Annotated in this window: 12 protein-coding genes and 4 tRNA genes; 3 read left to right on the top strand and 13 right to left on the bottom strand. The window is 59.7% G+C overall.

Going from position 1 to position 16,345, the window contains the following annotated elements; genetic code table 11:
* Positions 1 to 60: 60 nt before the first annotated feature.
* Both leuD and leuC read right to left on the bottom strand, forming a co-directional pair.
* Positions 61 to 705, bottom strand: coding sequence for a 3-isopropylmalate dehydratase small subunit (gene leuD, locus ACZZ0D_RS14490; RefSeq protein ID WP_053118928.1), 645 nt, complete (start codon positions 703 to 705; stop codon positions 61 to 63).
* Positions 706 to 715: 10 nt separating this feature from the next.
* Positions 716 to 2,134: a 3-isopropylmalate dehydratase large subunit gene (gene leuC / locus ACZZ0D_RS14495; protein ID WP_463553623.1), complete on the bottom strand. Its 1,419-nt coding sequence runs from the start codon at positions 2,132 to 2,134 to the stop codon at positions 716 to 718.
* A 147-nt stretch (positions 2,135 to 2,281) separates the two neighbouring features.
* On the opposite strand from leuC, the gene ACZZ0D_RS14500 reads away from it, so the two are divergent.
* From ACZZ0D_RS14500 to ACZZ0D_RS14510, 3 genes are all read left to right on the top strand, one after another.
* Positions 2,282 to 3,172 (top strand): LysR family transcriptional regulator, encoded by an 891-nt coding sequence (locus ACZZ0D_RS14500; protein WP_053118923.1) that lies wholly within the window; start codon positions 2,282 to 2,284, stop codon positions 3,170 to 3,172.
* Between the two features lie 69 nt (positions 3,173 to 3,241).
* A complete protein-coding gene (locus ACZZ0D_RS14505; RefSeq protein ID WP_053118921.1) occupies positions 3,242 to 6,520 on the top strand; it encodes a sensor domain-containing protein in 3,279 nt (1,092 codons plus the stop codon).
* Positions 6,521 to 6,613: 93 nt separating this feature from the next.
* Positions 6,614 to 8,305 carry an Hsp70 family protein gene (locus tag ACZZ0D_RS14510; RefSeq protein WP_463553624.1) on the top strand — a complete coding sequence of 564 codons (1,692 nt, stop codon included), beginning with the start codon at positions 6,614 to 6,616 and terminating at the stop codon, positions 8,303 to 8,305.
* On the opposite strand, the gene ACZZ0D_RS14515 is transcribed toward ACZZ0D_RS14510, so the two are convergent.
* From ACZZ0D_RS14515 to ACZZ0D_RS14565, 11 genes are all read right to left on the bottom strand, one after another.
* Complete coding sequence (locus ACZZ0D_RS14515; RefSeq protein WP_463553625.1) at positions 8,302 to 10,974, bottom strand: DUF805 domain-containing protein; 2,673 nt, start codon at positions 10,972 to 10,974, stop codon at positions 8,302 to 8,304. The two genes, ACZZ0D_RS14510 and ACZZ0D_RS14515, sit on opposite strands and share 4 nt — an antisense overlap.
* On the bottom strand, positions 10,971 to 11,666 hold the full coding sequence (locus ACZZ0D_RS14520; RefSeq protein WP_463553626.1) for a DUF1266 domain-containing protein: 696 nt from the start codon (positions 11,664 to 11,666) through the stop codon (positions 10,971 to 10,973). The genes ACZZ0D_RS14515 and ACZZ0D_RS14520 overlap by 4 nt, the downstream gene beginning before the upstream one ends.
* A 188-nt stretch (positions 11,667 to 11,854) precedes the next feature.
* Entirely contained in the window at positions 11,855 to 12,301 is a 447-nt protein-coding gene (locus ACZZ0D_RS14525; RefSeq protein ID WP_463553627.1) for an Hsp20 family protein, read from the bottom strand.
* 121 nt (positions 12,302 to 12,422) lie between these two features.
* Positions 12,423 to 13,382: a tRNA dihydrouridine synthase gene (locus tag ACZZ0D_RS14530; protein ID WP_463553628.1), complete on the bottom strand. Its 960-nt coding sequence runs from the start codon at positions 13,380 to 13,382 to the stop codon at positions 12,423 to 12,425.
* A gap of 158 nt (positions 13,383 to 13,540) precedes the next feature.
* Complete coding sequence (locus ACZZ0D_RS14535; RefSeq protein ID WP_400750454.1) at positions 13,541 to 13,990, bottom strand: acyl-CoA thioesterase; 450 nt, start codon at positions 13,988 to 13,990, stop codon at positions 13,541 to 13,543.
* Between the two features lie 45 nt (positions 13,991 to 14,035).
* Positions 14,036 to 14,869 carry an alpha/beta fold hydrolase gene (locus tag ACZZ0D_RS14540; protein WP_463553629.1) on the bottom strand — a complete coding sequence of 278 codons (834 nt, stop codon included), beginning with the start codon at positions 14,867 to 14,869 and terminating at the stop codon, positions 14,036 to 14,038.
* Between the two features lie 30 nt (positions 14,870 to 14,899).
* On the bottom strand, positions 14,900 to 15,439 hold the full coding sequence (locus tag ACZZ0D_RS14545; RefSeq protein ID WP_053118906.1) for a TetR/AcrR family transcriptional regulator: 540 nt from the start codon (positions 15,437 to 15,439) through the stop codon (positions 14,900 to 14,902).
* A 181-nt stretch (positions 15,440 to 15,620) separates the two neighbouring features.
* Positions 15,621 to 15,696: transfer RNA gene (locus ACZZ0D_RS14550), tRNA-Glu, on the bottom strand.
* A 79-nt stretch (positions 15,697 to 15,775) separates the two neighbouring features.
* A tRNA-Ala gene (locus ACZZ0D_RS14555) sits at positions 15,776 to 15,851 on the bottom strand.
* Between the two features lie 52 nt (positions 15,852 to 15,903).
* Positions 15,904 to 15,979: transfer RNA gene (locus ACZZ0D_RS14560), tRNA-Glu, on the bottom strand.
* An 80-nt stretch (positions 15,980 to 16,059) separates the two neighbouring features.
* A tRNA-Ala gene (locus ACZZ0D_RS14565) sits at positions 16,060 to 16,135 on the bottom strand.
* Positions 16,136 to 16,345 lie beyond the last annotated feature (210 nt).

Genomic DNA, 16,345 nt, shown 5'->3' on the forward strand with positions numbered 1-16,345 from the left:
AATGTGGGAGCGGGCTTGCTCGCGAAGAGGCCAGCCCTGACTACATCAATTCCGCATCAATCACGCGTCGCGAAACAACCACGGCTGGCTAACCCGATGCCTGGCCTCAAACGTCGCAATCGCATCACCGTCCTGCAAGGTCAGCCCGATATCGTCCAGACCGTTCAACAGGCAATGCTTACGGAACGCATCAATCTCAAAGCTGTACACCTTGCCATTCGGGCTGGTCACGGTCTGCGCTTGCAGATCGACCTGCAATTGATAACCCGGCTCAGCCTCGACCTGCTTGAACAACTCATCAACCTCAGCGTCGCTCAAGATGATCGGCAACAAGCCGTTCTTGAAGCTGTTGTTGAAGAAAATGTCGGCATAGCTCGGCGCGATGATGCTGCGGAACCCGTATTCTTCCAGCGCCCATGGCGCGTGTTCACGGCTGGAGCCGCAACCGAAATTCTCGCGGGCCAGCAACACGCTGGCGCCTTGATAACGCTCGGCGTTGAGGACGAAGTCCTTGTTCAGCGGACGCTTGGAGTTGTCCTGATACGGTTGCCCGACATCGAGGTAACGCCATTCATCGAACAGGTTCGGGCCGAAACCGGTGCGCTTGATCGACTTCAAAAACTGTTTCGGAATGATTTGGTCAGTGTCGACGTTGGCACGATCCAAAGGCGCGACAAGACCAGTGTGTTGAGTAAAAGCTTTCATGCTGCGCTCCTTAAATCAATTCGCGAACGTCGATGAAACGACCGTTCACCGCTGCCGCCGCCGCCATGGCCGGGCTGACGAGGTGGGTACGGCCACCGGCGCCCTGACGGCCTTCGAAGTTACGGTTGGAGGTCGAGGCGCAATGCTCGCCGGACTCCAAACGATCCGGGTTCATCGCCAGGCACATCGAGCAACCCGGCTCACGCCATTCGAAACCGGCTTCGAGGAAAATCTTGTCGAGACCTTCGGCCTCTGCCTGCGCCTTAACCAGACCCGAACCCGGCACCACGATCGCTTGCTTGATGGTCGATGCGACTTTACGGCCCTTGGCAATGACCGCCGCAGCGCGCAAGTCTTCAATGCGCGAGTTGGTGCAGGAGCCGATAAACACGCGATCCAGTTGAATGTCGGTGATCGCCTGATTGGCGGTCAAACCCATGTACTTCAGGGCACGGACGATCGAGTCGCGTTTGACCAGATCCATCTCTTTGGCCGGATCCGGCACGTTCTGATCAACGGCCAAAACCATCTCAGGCGAAGTGCCCCAGCTGACTTGCGGCTTGATCTGCGTAGCGTCGAGCTCAACCACGGTGTCGAACTTGGCGTCGGCGTCGGAGACCAGGTCTTTCCAGGACTCGACGGCCATGTCCCATTCCGCGCCTTTCGGAGCAAATGGACGGCCCTCCACGTAGTCGACAGTCTTCTGATCCGCTGCCACCAAACCTACGCGGGCGCCGGCTTCGATGGACATATTGCAGATGGTCATGCGGCCTTCAACGGACAAATCGCGGATCGCGCTGCCAGCGAATTCGATGGCGTGGCCGTTACCGCCGGCGGTGCCGATCTTGCCGATCACCGCGAGGACGATGTCCTTGGCGGTCACGCCGAACGGCAATTGCCCTTCAACGCGCACCAGCATGTTTTTCATTTTCTTGGCGACCAGGCACTGCGTGGCGAGCACGTGCTCGACCTCGGAAGTGCCGATACCGTGAGCCAGAGCGCCGAACGCACCGTGGGTCGAGGTGTGCGAGTCGCCGCAGACCACGGTCATGCCCGGCAAGGTCGCACCCTGCTCCGGGCTGATCACGTGGACGATGCCTTGGCGGACGTCGTTCATCTTGAACTCGACAATGCCGTATTCATCGCAGTTGTCGTCGAGGGTCTGAACCTGCAAACGCGAGACCTGATCGGCAATGGCTTCGATGCCGCCCTTGCGCTCTGGCGTCGTCGGTACGTTGTGATCCGGGGTCGCGATGTTGGCATCGATGCGCCAAGGCTTGCGCCCGGCCAGACGCAGACCTTCAAAGGCTTGCGGCGAAGTCACTTCGTGAATGATGTGACGATCGATGTAGATCAGCGCAGAGCCATCGTCGCGCTGCTTGACCAAATGCGAATCCCAGAGCTTGTCGTAGAGCGTTTTGCCGGCCATCAGACGGTTCCTCATCAGCTTGTTTCTATGCCCCGGGCCTTGAACGTTTCAATAACCCTTTGGCTTGTGAGGTCGATCCTATGGGGTTACATTAAATAACTCAAATTCATATTTTTTATGCTTTGGATAACCAACTGGAATACCACCATGGATCTGGCCAACCTCAACGCTTTTATTGCCATCGCCGAGACCGGCAGCTTCTCCGGCGCCGGCGAACGCTTGCACCTGACGCAGCCGGCGATCAGCAAACGTATCGCCGGTCTGGAGCAGCAACTGAAGGTGCGTCTGTTTGATCGCCTCGGCCGGGAAGTCGGCCTGACCGAAGCCGGCCGCGCCCTGCTGCCACGGGCCTACCAGATTCTCAATGTGCTCGATGACACCCGCCGCGCATTGACCAACCTGACCGGCGAAGTCAGCGGGCGCCTGACCCTGGCGACCAGTCACCACATCGGCCTGCACCGTTTGCCACCGCTATTAAGGGAGTTCACCCGCCGTTACCCACAGGTCGCGCTGGATATTCAGTTCCTCGATTCGGAAGTGGCCTACGAAGAAATTCTCCATGGCCGCGCCGAGTTGGCGGTGATCACCCTGGCGCCAGAGCCGCATGCGCTGGTTAAAGCCACGCCGGTGTGGGACGACCCGCTGGATTTCGTGGTCGCCCCGGAGCATTCGCTGATCAGCAACGGCGCCGTCAGCCTGGCGGACATTGCCGGCCATCCGGCGGTTTTCCCGGGTGGCAACACATTTACTCACCATATTGTCCAACGACTGTTCGAGGCTCAGGGCCTGACGCCGAACATCGCCATGAGCACCAACTATCTGGAAACCATCAAGATGATGGTCTCGATCGGCCTGGCCTGGAGCGTGCTGCCGCGCACGATGCTCGATGATCAGGTGGCAAGCATCGCTTTGCCGGGCATACAGCTGCGGCGCCAGCTAGGCTATATCTTGCACACTGAACGGACGCTATCGAACGCGGCTCGCGCCTTTATGGCCTTGCTGGACGCACAAATCGATCTGCCAGGGACTCTCGGCTGACTTGTGCTACTCCTATAGAGCCGCGTTTCCCTGTGCCTAACGCATAAACCAGCTCAAGGCCCGTAACCAATGCCGAAATCTGTTGACCGTATCCCGCCGATGCCGCGCATTCAGGCAATTGATCCACGGCATTCCGAGCAGAGCTGGGAAAGTGCGCCGCAATTGCTTGCGGCGCTCAACGGCGCCCGGCTCGGCGCCTGGTATTGGGACATTGAGCGCGGGCAGATCAGTTGGTCGCGGGGCACGCAGGCATTGTTCGGCTTCGATCCACGCCAGCCGCTGCCGGCCGACCTTGAATATCTCGATTTATTGCCTCCGGAAGATCGCGCGAAAACCGTGCGCGCCTTCCACGCGGTGATTGCCGGTGCGCCGCTGGAGCAAGCGATGCACCACCGCATCCAATGGCCCGACGGCAGCCTGCACTGGCTGGAGATCAGCGGCAGTCTGCTGCCGGACAAAAACGGCCGCCCCCGAATGATCGGGGTGATTCGCGAAATCACCCACCAGCGCCAACGCGAGCAAGCGCTGAGCAGCTCGGAGAAACGTTTCGCCACACTATTTCACCTATGTCCCAACATGGTTTTGCTCACCCGTCAGGAAGACGGACTGATCAGCGAGGCCAATCAGTATTTTGAAAGCCTGTTCGGCTGGCCGGTGCAGAGCGCCATCGGCCGCACCACGCTGGAACTCGGTTTGTGGGTGCATCCCGAACAACGCGCCGAACTGGTCAAGAAGACCAACACCAAAGGCGAACTGATCGCCATGGAAGTGCAGTTCCGTGCGAGCAACGGCCAAATCCACGACGGCATTCTCAGCGCGCAGAAGGTCGAACTGGAAGGCCAACCCTATCTGCTCAGCACCTTCCTCGACACCACCGAACGCAAAGCTGCCGAACACGCGCTGAAGGACAGCCAGGAACGTCTCGACCTCGCGCTGGACTCGGCGCAACTCGGCACGTGGGACTGGCACATCCCTAGCGGCATGCTTTACGGCTCGGCGCGCGCCGCGCAGTTACACGGGCTTGAAGCGAAACCGTTCCATGAATCGTTTGACGAGTTTTTCGAAGGCGTGCCCGGCGAAGAACGCGACAGCATGCGCGACGCCTACCGCAGCCTGCGCGAAGGCCCGGCAGGCAATTATCAACTGACCTATCGCGTGCAACTGCCGGACGGCAGCTCGCGCTATCTGGAAAGCCGCGCCCGCCTCTACCGCGACGACAACGGCGCGCCGCTGCGCATGGCCGGCACGTTGCTCGACATCACCGATCAAGTCGAACGCGAACAGCGCCTGGTCGCCTCAGAAGAAAAATTCGCCACGCTGTTCCAGGTCAGCCCCGACCCGATCTGCGTCACGCGCCAGGACAGCGGCGAGTTCATCGAGATCAATAACAGCTTTACCCAAACTTTCGGCTGGAGTGCCGGCGACGTAATCGGCCACACCGCCGAAGAAATCGGCCTGTGGGACGCTTCGGCAAAAAGTCTGCAACGCATTGAGCGGGTGATCCGCGAACAGGGCCTGAGCAACGTCGCGATCATCGTTCAGCACAAGGACGGCCAGTCGCTGACCTGTGTGATTTCCAGCCGGCAGATCAGCGTCGGCGATCAACCGTGCATCGTCACCACCCTGCGCGACATTACTCAGCAACAACGTTCAGAGGCTGCACTGAAGGCCAGCGAAGAGAAATTCGCCAAGGCGTTTCACTCAAGCCCCGACGCGATCACCATCACCGAACGTGATTCCGGGCGCTATCTGGAAGTTAACGACGGCTTCTGCCGGCTTACCGGTTATCGCGCTGAAGAGGTCGTCGGTAAAACCGTGTATCAAGTAGGCATCTGGGCCGAGGAGAAACAGCGCTCGGCGCTACTCGCCGAGTTACAAATCAAGGGCCGCGTCCACCATCAGGAAATGCTTGGACGCAACAAGCGCGGGGAAATGCTCACGGTCGAAGTTTCGGTCGAACCGATCACCCTCAACGAAACCGCGTGCCTGCTGCTGACCGCCCGCGACGTCAGTCTGCTGAAAAATGCCGAAGCACAAATTCGCCATCTGGCTTATCACGATCCACTGACCAACCTGCCCAACCGCGCCTTGCTGATGGATCGCCTGAGCCAGCAGATCGCCCTGCTCAAACGCCACAACCTGCGCGGCGCCTTGCTGTTTCTCGATCTCGATCACTTCAAGCACATCAACGATTCCCTCGGCCATCCGGTCGGCGACACGGTGTTGAAGATCATCACCGCGCGCCTTGAAGCCAGCGTGCGCATGGAAGACACCGTCGCGCGCCTCGGCGGTGATGAGTTCGTGGTGCTGCTCAGCGGCCTGGAAGGTTCGCGCAACGAAGTCAGTGCGCAAGTGCGCGAACTGGCCGACACCATCCGCGAATTGCTTTCGGAACCGATGTTCCTCGATGGCCAGCGCCTGCAGGTGACGCCGAGCATCGGCGTGGCGCTGATTCCCGATCACGGCTCGACCCCGACCGATCTGCTCAAACGCGCCGACATCGCGCTGTATCGGGCCAAGGATTCCGGGCGCAACACCACGCAGATGTACCACAACACCATGCAGAAAGCCGCCAGCGAGCGGCTGCGCATGGAGACCGATTTGCGTCTGGCGCTGTCGCGCGGTGAATTCAATGTGCACTTCCAGCCGCAGATCGATGCCCGCAACAACCAGATCATCGGCGCCGAAGCACTGGTGCGCTGGAACCACCCGGAACTTGGCGCGCAGTCGCCCACCGAATTCATCAAGGTTCTGGAAGACAGCGGCCTGATTCTCGAAGTCGGCACGTGGATCCTCGACGAAGCCTGCGACGCCTTCAAACAGCTGATCGGACTGAAACTGGTCGACCCGCTCAACTTCAGCCTGTGCGTGAACATCAGCCCGCGCCAGTTCCGCCAGAACGACTTCGTCGAACGCATCGAACACAGCATGATCAGCCACGGCTTGCCCTGCTCGCTGCTGAAACTGGAAATCACCGAAGGCATCGTCATCCAGAATCTGGAAGACACCATCAGCAAAATGCGCCGCCTGAAAAAACTCGGCGTGAGCTTCGCCATGGACGATTTCGGCACAGGGTATTCGTCGCTGACGTACCTCAAGCGCTTGCCGGTGGACACCCTGAAAATCGATCAGTCGTTTATCCGTGATGCGACGACGGATCCGAACGATGCCGAGATCATCCGCGCAATCGTCGCAATGGCGCGCAGTCTGGAGCTGGAAGTGATCGCCGAAGGAGTGGAGACGCCGGAGCAGTTGGCGTTTTTGCAGGGATTAGGTTGCCATTTGTATCAGGGTTATCTGCACAGCCGGCCGGTGGCGCTGGATGATTTGAAGGTGTTGCTGGAATAACACGCATGACAGCGCCGGATGCAACTGTCAGGCAATTGCCATGGTTTGCGCCAACCTGTAGGGTCGCGTTTTTGCGCCGTTTCGAGATCTTTCATGCAGGATGCATCCCTCCCCCGCCCGGCTTTGCTGGGCATCGACCTTGGCACCACCAACAGCCTGATCGCTGTTTGGCAGGACGGTCAGGCCCGACTGATCCCCAACGCCCTTGGCGATGTGCTCACGCCCTCGGTGATCAGCCTCGATGAAGACGACACGGTTCTGGTCGGCAAAGCCGCCCGCGCCCGTCTGACCACCCACCCGGAGCGCAGTGCTGCGGCGTTCAAGCGTTTCATGGGCAGCGATAAAAAGGTCGAACTCGGCACCCGCGCTTTCAGTCCGGAAGAGCTGTCGGCGCTGGTGCTCAGCTCACTCAAACAGGACGCCGAAGCGTTTCTCGGCCATCCGGTCACAGAAGCGGTGATTTCGGTGCCGGCGTATTTCAGTGACGAACAACGCAAACGCACGCTGTTTGCCGCTGAACTGGCCGGGCTCGCAGTGACACGCCTGATCAACGAGCCAACTGCCGCGGCCATGGCGTACGGGCTGCATGAGCAGAAGTTCGAGCGCACGTTGATCTTCGATCTGGGCGGCGGCACCTTCGATGTCACCGTGCTGGAATATGCGTTACCACTGATCGAAGTACACGCGTCGACCGGTGACAACTTTCTCGGCGGCGAAGACTTCACCGCCGCGCTGCTGCAGGCCTGCCTGAAACACTGGCAACTGACCCCAACCATGGTCGATGCGCAAAGCATGGCCAGCCTCGGTGATGCGCTGGAGCAGCTCAAATGCAAACTCGGTGAAGGTATTCAACAACTGAGCTGGCGCCATGGCGACAAGGCGTTCGAGTGGTCGCTGGACGAAGCGGCTGCGGTAAAGATCTGGGAACCGCTGCTGGCCCGTTTGCGTGCGCCGATCGAACAGGCGCTGCGCGATGCCCGCCTCAAGCCGCGCGACCTCGACAGCCTGGTGCTGGTCGGCGGTGCCACGCGCATGCCGGCGGTGCAGCAAATGGTTGCCACGCTGTTCGGGCGCCTGCCTTATCGGCATCTTGATCCGGATACCATTGTGGCGCTCGGCGCGGCGACGCAAGCGGCGTGCAAGGCGCGTGACGGTGCAGTAGAAGAGTTGATCCTGACCGATGTCTGCCCCTACACGCTGGGCATTTCGACCATGCGTGGAGAAGGCATCAAAGGCGCGTTTTCGCCCATTATCGAGCGCAACACCATCATCCCGACCTCAAGGGTGGAGCGTTACCACACAACCTCTCCTCGACAGGAAGTGATCCGTATTGCGGTCTATCAGGGCGAACGTCCGTGGGTGCGCGACAACATCTTTATCGATGCTTTCGATGTCACGCTGACGCCCAGGGATGATATCCAGGCGCTGGATGTGCGCTTCAGTTATGACATCAACGGTTTGCTCGAAGTTGACGTCACCCTGCCTGAGACGGGCGAACGCCACAGCCACAGCATTGACCGCAGCCCGACCGGACTCGATGCGCAATCGCGGCAAACCAGTCATGAACGCTTGAGTACGCTGAAAATTCACCCCCGCGACACTTTGCCCAACCGAACCCTGCTGGCTCGACTGGAACGGGCGTGGACGCAAAGTCTGGGCGAAGAGCGCCAGCGGATTGCCGACTGGCTGGACAGTTTCAATACGGTGCTGGGCAGCCAGCGATCGGAAGAAATCGCCAACCACCGCTCACAACTCAACAAGGCACTGGATGAGTTGCGCCTCTAGCCGATGAGTCGCCGCAAGGTCGCCTGCAAACCACCGGACAGGGTGTCTTCACCGCCACTGTCCGGCGGCACGCCATAACGATTGGGCAGCGTCTCTCCGGGAAAACCGAATAGTATCAGCGGCAGGAATGGCAATACCGGCGACAGGATTACCAAAATCAGCAACATCGGAATGCCCCGCCCCATGTCATGCAAACGGCGCAGGATCGCACCTAGCAGGAACGCCAGGCCCAGCAGCAACACGACGATGCCGGACACAGGCGTACCGCTGAGCAACGCCGCCACGGGCGTTACCAGCAACGCGCCAATCACTTGCCAGATAAACGCCCCGCGTCCCAGCCGGGTGCCCAGGCGCCAGAACGCACTGGCGGGAGTTGGACGGGTCTCTGCCTTGGCTAGCAGCAAACGCTCCGACCACGACAGCAATGCGCTGAATGCGAAGCGCAGACCGAGTCCGTTCTCCGGGTCATCCTTGGCCCGCTGCATGCGTAACAGGATTTTCTGTCTTGGCACGCCCAGATTGCCAAAACGCACGAGATCCTTCAGCACATCCAGTGCCAGGTAAAAGGCGTCGCTGATACCCTCCTCCGTGAGAGCCTCACGGGGCGGATGAACAGGCTCACCCTTGATCAGACTGTGACGGAAGCCGTCGAACCAGTCTTGAGGATTGACCACCTCAGTGATACTTCCCAGCAGGTATTTGCGCTGTTGCGCAGTGAGCAACGGATCGTGGTAAAGGACGCCGCCCAAGAGCATGCGCCCGAGCAAATCCTCGTTGAAGCTGGCGATGTCGCTGCGCATGCACTCGAACAGACGGTCATTTCCCAACAGTCGGGTGCTGTCGAGCGCCTCATGCACACTGAACAACTTACGCGCGAGCAGCGAGTGCACCGGATCAACCGCTTGCAGCCAGCCGAGCAGGCCACTGGCACTGCCCTGCTCGCGATTCAGGCGACAGAGCAGCGGCTGCAAACGGGCCAACGGGTGTTCGCGCGCAATGTTCATGGTGTCGACGCAGTGTGCCGATTGCGCGTCCAGCCAACGCGTCGGATCGTCGAGGGTGGCCAGCAGGTAAATCGCCTGACGATGCCATTCCCAGACATCAGAATGGCTATCAATGGCCGGCAGCAGCATGCCGTGCGCGGCCAGTTGCACTTGCAACTTAAGCCCCGCGAGCCGTTCATCACGTTTGTCCAGACTGAACGCTTCGGCAAGCCGCGCCAGCGATCGGGCGTCGTAAGCGCGTAAACGGCGCATCCACAGCAGACTGAGCTCAAGCGGTTCGCCCTTTTCCAGCCCCGGCGGGGGTGTCGATGCCGAGTCGCTAGCCAGAAACGCTTCCAGGGCCTGAGGAATCGGTGCCTGGGTCAACCAGCAGATCTGCTGCCCGGCCTGATACTGCAAGCCCTCCAGCACCAGTTGATCGAGCACATCCGCCGGCACAGGTGCCTCCATGATGCGTTGCAGCAATGGCACATCACCACGGTGCAAAGCCCAGGCATGCTGGTAGAGCGTTTGCAGCGCCCGGTCATCATTGTCAATGATCAGCGTCGCCAACAACGGCAGCTCGTCACCACTGATACGCCATTCGACAAATGCACCGGCAATGTCCTGCAACTCGAGCTGCCTGGCCCGGAACCAACGCCCGAGTGTTTCCGGACGCTGCGATGGACTGCCGTATTCTTGGGTGACATCGCTGAGATCCTCGGACCAGTCACGGAAGTTTTCCAGACGATCAAAAGCCTGAATCAGCAGCGGCAATCGCTGAGGCTGGTGGCGCGCACACAATGCCAGTAACCACGTAGCCGCTTTTGGATGCTGATGTTCGCGCCAGAGCCGCACCCACGCCTGCAGTGCCAACTCTTCCATTCCCAGCGCACTGCGCTGACAGGCCAACAGATACAGCCAGTCAACATCTTCAGGCGCAAGCCGATGCTGCTCGCTGATAATGTCGAGAAAGTCTTTGTTGGCGATATCAGCCTGACTGAACTGTATGGCCAGGCGTTGCAACAACCCGTCATCAACAGGCAGCGGGATGCAGGTGTGCAGGCCGGCGAAATGACGGTAGTCGTCGAGCGATGCTTCGCGGTGCAGGTGATTCAGGGTGCGCACGTACCAGAATGTTTCCAACTGCGCGACAGCGGGCCAATGGCTCATCAACGAGGTGTCGAACGGATCCGCCGCGCTGATCCGCTGCAAAAACTCGTCGACATGCCGCGCGTTGTCGAAATCCAGATCCAGCATGCGGCTTGCCCAGCCCAGGCGCTGGGCCAACAAACGGGCGCAAACATGGGAAATCGGGCCGGCGTCGAGCAACTCGCGCAGCAATGACCAGCAAACGTCGTCCAGCACCTCCAGCGGCAGACGGTCCAGTTCAAGGTTGAATGCCTGCCAGGCCGCCGGGTGGAAGCGACGTGCTGGATCAAGCAGCAATGCTTCAAAGTCGGCCATCGTCTGATCGGCAGGACTGACCTCATCGGCAACCGGTTGATCCGGCTCGGCGACTTCCTCGCGGGCAAAGCGCAATGCCAGTTCGTAGGCCTCACGCAGCGCCTGAAAACCTTCCGGATCGGTTTCCGGGTGGTGCTGCGGCAGACGCGCGCGATAGGCGCCGCGAATCACGTTGTTGTCTTTGGTGGGCTCGATACCCAAGCGAATCCAGCAGCTCATGACCAGTCGAACTCCCCTAGCGAATCAGGCCGCTCGGGTAGATGCAGGGGCATATCCCACGGCAATTGCGCGAACAGCGCGCGCGCATCACGATCAAGCTTTCTGATGACCACGGTGGTGCCTATGTAATCGCCTTGCCGGTCATATTCGTGCTCTAGCTCTTCATCCTTGTTGCCCAGGCAATGCCAGAAGGCTTTGCCGAAGACAAAGCCGTTCAGGTAGCTCGTCCAACTGTCGTAGTAGTAGCGCGCGCGGGCTGCCATGCGACCGTGCAGCCAAAGGCTTTCGGTGAGATCGATCCAGCCGTGCAGCACCGCAGAGCGCAGCAGAAAACCCATGCGGCCAAGGGCCCAGGCACGGATGCCACCTGAGCCACACTCGCCAAATGTGCGACTGGCGAATTCGTAGAAAGCTCGCTGGCGGGTGTCGAGTGTTGCGAGCAAGGCCTGCCATTCGGACGGCAGACACCGCTCCCACTGCCGATAGGCTTCGTTCAACTGCGTAGCGTGGCCGTCATCGGCAGTACGCAGCATGTCCAACAGTTGTTCGCGCGTAGTGACGCCCCAACCGCCTTCGACATCGACATGTTTGAGGTCGAAGCAATAGGTGGGTGCGGTGTAATCGGCGTCGGGATTGAGGGCGACCAAAGGCGCAGAAAGCGCATATAGCCAGCGCTGTTCCATTTCGTCCATGAACAAAGGCTCCGGGGCCAGCGGGAATTAGGGAGTGCCGGCCTTGTTGGCGCGGATTGTAAAGAGCCGCAACAGCAGCAGCAAACGTTGCGTCGGGTTTCTTTCGCCCACAAAAAAGGCCCCGACGTATCGGGGCCTTCATTCAGCGGCTCATCGTCCGTTCAGGCGATTGTGTTGCAGTACATGACTCAGTGCTGCAACGCCGGCTTCTGCCCCCCATTGATCGGGATGCGTTTGGCTTTCGCTTCTTCCGGAATCACGCGCAGCAGGTCGATGCTCAGCAGGCCGTTGCTCAGATCCGCTGCCTTGATCTCGATGTGATCGGCGAGGCGGAAGGACAGCTTGAAAGCACGCTGGGCAATGCCCTGATGCAGGAAGGTCACGCCTTCGTTGGCATCACGCTTGCCGCCACTGATGGTCAGCACACCTTTCTCGACTTGCAGTTCCAGGTCTTCTTCCTGGAAACCGGCTGCCGCTACAACGATGCGGTATTGGTCGTCACCGTATTTTTCCACGTTGTAAGGTGGGTAGCTGCTGCCTGGCTCATTGCGCAGGGCGGTTTCGAACAGGTCGTTGAAACGGTCGAAGCCCACCGAGGAACGGAACAGTGGCGCAAGGGAAAATGCAGTACTCATGGTTCAAATCTCCTGAAAACAATCAGCAAGTTTTTTTGACTCCGCGACCCGAATTCGGCATCGCGTAACCCCTAGATAGGGACCGCTGAATTGTTTTCAAGAGACTGTTTGCAGATTTTTTTCAGGCGGCTTCGGCAACCGGCAAACCCAGCAAACGCGAAACATGATACGGCTCGGTCTCACGGCGCAGCACGGTAAACAGTTCGGTCGCCTCAGGATAATTGCGCGTCAGCATGGCCAGCCATTGCTTCAAACGGCCCGGTGATTGGCGAGCGGTCATCTGTGCTTTGGCTTGCAACCAGAAGTCCTGGATCAGCGGCATCAGTTCCGCCCAAGTCATTTCAACCACTTCTTCCCCGGCACGGGCCGCGGCGATTTGTTTGGCCAGATCCGGGCGCGACACCAGACCGCGACCGAGCATGATGTCTTCGACGCCACTGATTTCGCGGCAACGGCGCCAGTCTTCGACGCTCCAGATATCGCCATTGGCGAACACCGGCACCTTGACCACGTCCTGCACGCGCGGGATCCACTCCCAGTGCGCCGGCGGTTTGTAGCCATCCATTTTGGTTCGCGCGTGAACCACGATGTGCTCGGCGCCGCCCTCAGCCAATGCGGTGGCGCAGACCAGCGAGCCGTCCGGGCTGTCAAAGCCGAGGCGCATTTTCGCGGTCACCGGAATGTGCGCAGGCACGGCACGACGGACGTGTTCGACGATCTGGTTGAGCAACTCGGGCTCTTTCAGCAGTACCGCGCCGCCACGGGATTTGTTGACGGTTTTGGCCGGGCAGCCGAAGTTAAGGTCGATCACTTCGGAGCCGAGTTCGCAGGCCAGCGCAGCGTTTTCCGCCAGGCACACCGGGTCGGAACCGAGCAATTGCACGCGCAGGGGCACACCGGAAGCGGTGCGGGCACCGTTGAGCAGCTCGGGGCCGAACTTGTGGAAGTACGCCGGGGTGAGCAACTGATCGTCGACCCGAATGAATTCGGTCACGCACCAGTCGATGCCGCCAACGCGGGTCAGCACGTCGCGAAGGATGTCGTCGACCAACCCCTCCATGGGCGCCAGAGCAATTTGCATGGGGAAAACACTACTTAAGGAAAAAACGTGCGGCAGTTTACTGGATATCGCACAAATCCGCAGATCCCTGCGGGAGCGGGCTTGCTCGCGAAAGCGGTGGATCAGTTAAATGAATGTTGACTGACACGACGCCTTCGCGAGCAAGCCCGCTCCCACATTTAGATATTTGCTGACTCGGGAGACTGGATCGCCGGGCCATAGCCTTCGATAAACTCGGCCGGCATGCGTTTGGGCTTGCCGGTGGACAGTTCGATGCAGACAAACGTGGTTTGCGCGCGCAGCAGCGTGGTGTTGTCGCTCGGGCGGATCAACTGAAAGTGCCGGGTCATCTTCAAGCGCTGATCCCAATCGACAATCCACGTTGCCAGCTGCAACTCATCGCCTTCATAAGCCGCTGCCAGATAATCGATTTCGTGGCGCACCACGGCCATCGCCCGATCCAGTCGTCGATATTCAACCAGATCCAGCCCCAGACGCTGCGAGTGGCGCCAGGCGCAGCGCTCGAGCCAGGTTACGTAGACCGCGTTGTTCGCGTGGCCCAGCCCGTCGATGTCTTCGGCGCCTACTTGCAGATCAATGGTAAACGGTGTTGCCCGATCCCAGCCCATGCCCCACTCCCGGTCAGTTATTCAACCGGGGCAGTGTAACGGAGCTCACGCCGATTGGCGCGCCTGAAGGCTACGGCCGGCGAGCAGTGATAACACGCCATCAATCACGCGCGGGTCGGCGAGCACGCGCTGATGACCACCGCCCTCAAGGCGCAGCAGACGGCTGTCGAACCAGGATTCGTGAATCAACTGCGACTCTTTGACCGAGACGAAATTGTCGTCCTCGGCATGCACGATCAGGCCGGGCATATCCAGTTGATAGTGGGCAACGTCAAGGGTCGCGGCGCGCATGCCGACGTCCTGCTCGACCTGACGGATGAAGGCCGAACGTGCTCGCGGTGGCATGCCCATGTAGCGAGCGAACCCGCGTAACACACCAAGAATGCGCGCCGGCGCAGCGATGCTGACGAGGGTTTCGGTGCGCAAGCCCAATTGCACGGCGAGCATCGCGCTGGCGCCGCCCATCGAGTGACCGATGACCGCTTGCAGCGGCGGCAATTCGGCGGCAGCTTCGAGCATGGCGCGGGCGAACAGGACGACGTTGGCTTCACGCCCCGGTGAGCGACCGTGTGCCGGGCCATCGAGCGCAACGACGGTGTAACCGGCATCGACGAGCGCCGTGATCAGCGCGGCGAACTGAGTGGGCCGCCCTTCCCAGCCGTGCATCAGCAGCACCGCAGGGCCTTGGCCCCAGCGCAATGCCGAGAGGCCAAAACGCAAAGTGATGCGCTCAGCACTGGCGAGCATCGGCAATTCCCAATCGCGCAATGGCAGCGCGCGCGGCGTCATGAACGCCAGGCGCATTTTGCTCGCCACTAATTTCGGTGCAAACCAGCCTAAGGTGCTATTAACGCCACGAACCCATTTCAACGTGCTCATCGCTCTCTCCTCAGGCGTGTTGCCTTCAGGTCAACGCACCGCCGACTTGGCAGCGCGCAGCAATCGATCGGATAAATCTCCAGGGCCGAGCGCTCTTGCGAGAGCCAGACCACCCACCATCAAGGCCACGTCGGCCAGGGCTTTGTCGGTGTCCTCAGGGCTGGACGCCAACTGCGCAATCATCAATTCCAGGTGTTCGTTCAGCGCGATGCGGAACGATTCCGGCAGACGCCCCAGCTCACCAATCGACGCCGGAATCGGGCAAGCCGCTTCGCTGGAATCACGGTGCTTGCGCGACAGGTAGAACGCAGCCACCAGCGCGCGGCGTTCTTCACCGGTCAATTCGGCGTCCATGTCGGCAATCAAGTCGCGGCGGCGGCCAAGCAGCTGTTTGAACGCTTCGAGCATCATCGCGTCCTTGCTTTCGAAGTGCGCGTAGAAGCCGCCAACCGTCAGGCCGGCTGCGCCCATCACTTCGCCCACGCTAGGGTCTGCCGGGCCGCGCTGGATCAGTGCAGCGCTGGCAGCCTTGAGGATGCGTTCGCGGGTTTGAGCTTTTTTATCGTTCATCGTTGCCTCCGAATATTACGACTAGAATATTATTCGCATAATAATAATCTGCAAGTCAAGAATGTGACCGCTGGTCTGAAGCACAGTTTAGGAAATAGGAGGATTGGCCAAACGCCAGACAAACAAAAGGGCCATTCAATAATTGAATGACCCTTATAAAATCCCGCAGAGCGGGTAATCGTGGCGTCCCCTAGGGGACTCGAACCCCTGTTACCGCCGTGAAAGGGCGGTGTCCTAGGCCACTAGACGAAGGGGACACAAACCTTCTATACAACTGATCAGTGCTGAGTGCTGATCGATTCAAGGCCGGTGTGGCCAGACCTTGAACTGTAAAATTGGTGGAGCTTAGCGGGATCGAACCGCTGACCTCCTGCATGCCATGCAGGCGCTCTCCCAGCTGAGCTAAAGCCCCGATTTATCGCCTCGCGGCGGAGTGACATCTTGCAACATCACTTCTGTAAAACTGGCGTCCCCTAGGGGACTCGAACCCCTGTTACCGCCGTGAAAGGGCGGTGTCCTAGGCCACTAGACGAAGGGGACGCAAACCCTTCTATACAACAGACCAACACTGAGTGCTGATCGCTTCAAGGCCGGTGTGGCCAGACCTCGAAGTGTAAAATTGGTGGAGCTAAACGGGATCGAACCGTTGACCTCCTGCATGCCATGCAGGCGCTCTCCCAGCTGAGCTATAGCCCCTCATCGTTGATGTCATCGCTGAGGACGGGGCGAATCTTAAGGGCGTATCGAAAGCCTGTCAAACTTATTTTTGAAATTTTTCAAAGTTTTTCGTCGGCATAACAATCACTTACCGCCCTCCCCCCGTAAATTCGGGACTCGGGATGTCACACAGACCTGTAGGAGCTGCCGCAGGCTGCGATCTTTTGACTTTATCTTTTGAAAACAAGA

This window comes from Pseudomonas sp. AC193 (genome assembly GCF_979258075.1).

Excerpts from the sequence above, each read along its gene's own strand:
- leuD (WP_053118928.1), bottom strand. The coding sequence starts at position 705 with ATGAAAGCTTTTACTCAACACACTGGTCTTGTCGCGCCTTTGGATCGT.
- leuC (WP_463553623.1), bottom strand. The coding sequence starts at position 2,134 with ATGGCCGGCAAAACGCTCTACGACAAGCTCTGGGATTCGCATTTGGTC.
- ACZZ0D_RS14500 (WP_053118923.1), top strand. The coding sequence starts at position 2,282 with ATGGATCTGGCCAACCTCAACGCTTTTATTGCCATCGCCGAGACCGGC.
- ACZZ0D_RS14505 (WP_053118921.1), top strand. The coding sequence starts at position 3,242 with ATGCCGAAATCTGTTGACCGTATCCCGCCGATGCCGCGCATTCAGGCA.
- ACZZ0D_RS14510 (WP_463553624.1), top strand. The coding sequence starts at position 6,614 with ATGCAGGATGCATCCCTCCCCCGCCCGGCTTTGCTGGGCATCGACCTT.
- ACZZ0D_RS14515 (WP_463553625.1), bottom strand. The coding sequence starts at position 10,974 with ATGAGCTGCTGGATTCGCTTGGGTATCGAGCCCACCAAAGACAACAAC.
- ACZZ0D_RS14520 (WP_463553626.1), bottom strand. The coding sequence starts at position 11,666 with ATGGACGAAATGGAACAGCGCTGGCTATATGCGCTTTCTGCGCCTTTG.
- ACZZ0D_RS14525 (WP_463553627.1), bottom strand. The coding sequence starts at position 12,301 with ATGAGTACTGCATTTTCCCTTGCGCCACTGTTCCGTTCCTCGGTGGGC.
- ACZZ0D_RS14530 (WP_463553628.1), bottom strand. The coding sequence starts at position 13,382 with ATGCAAATTGCTCTGGCGCCCATGGAGGGGTTGGTCGACGACATCCTT.
- ACZZ0D_RS14535 (WP_400750454.1), bottom strand. The coding sequence starts at position 13,990 with ATGGGCTGGGATCGGGCAACACCGTTTACCATTGATCTGCAAGTAGGC.
- ACZZ0D_RS14540 (WP_463553629.1), bottom strand. The coding sequence starts at position 14,869 with ATGAGCACGTTGAAATGGGTTCGTGGCGTTAATAGCACCTTAGGCTGG.
- ACZZ0D_RS14545 (WP_053118906.1), bottom strand. The coding sequence starts at position 15,439 with ATGAACGATAAAAAAGCTCAAACCCGCGAACGCATCCTCAAGGCTGCC.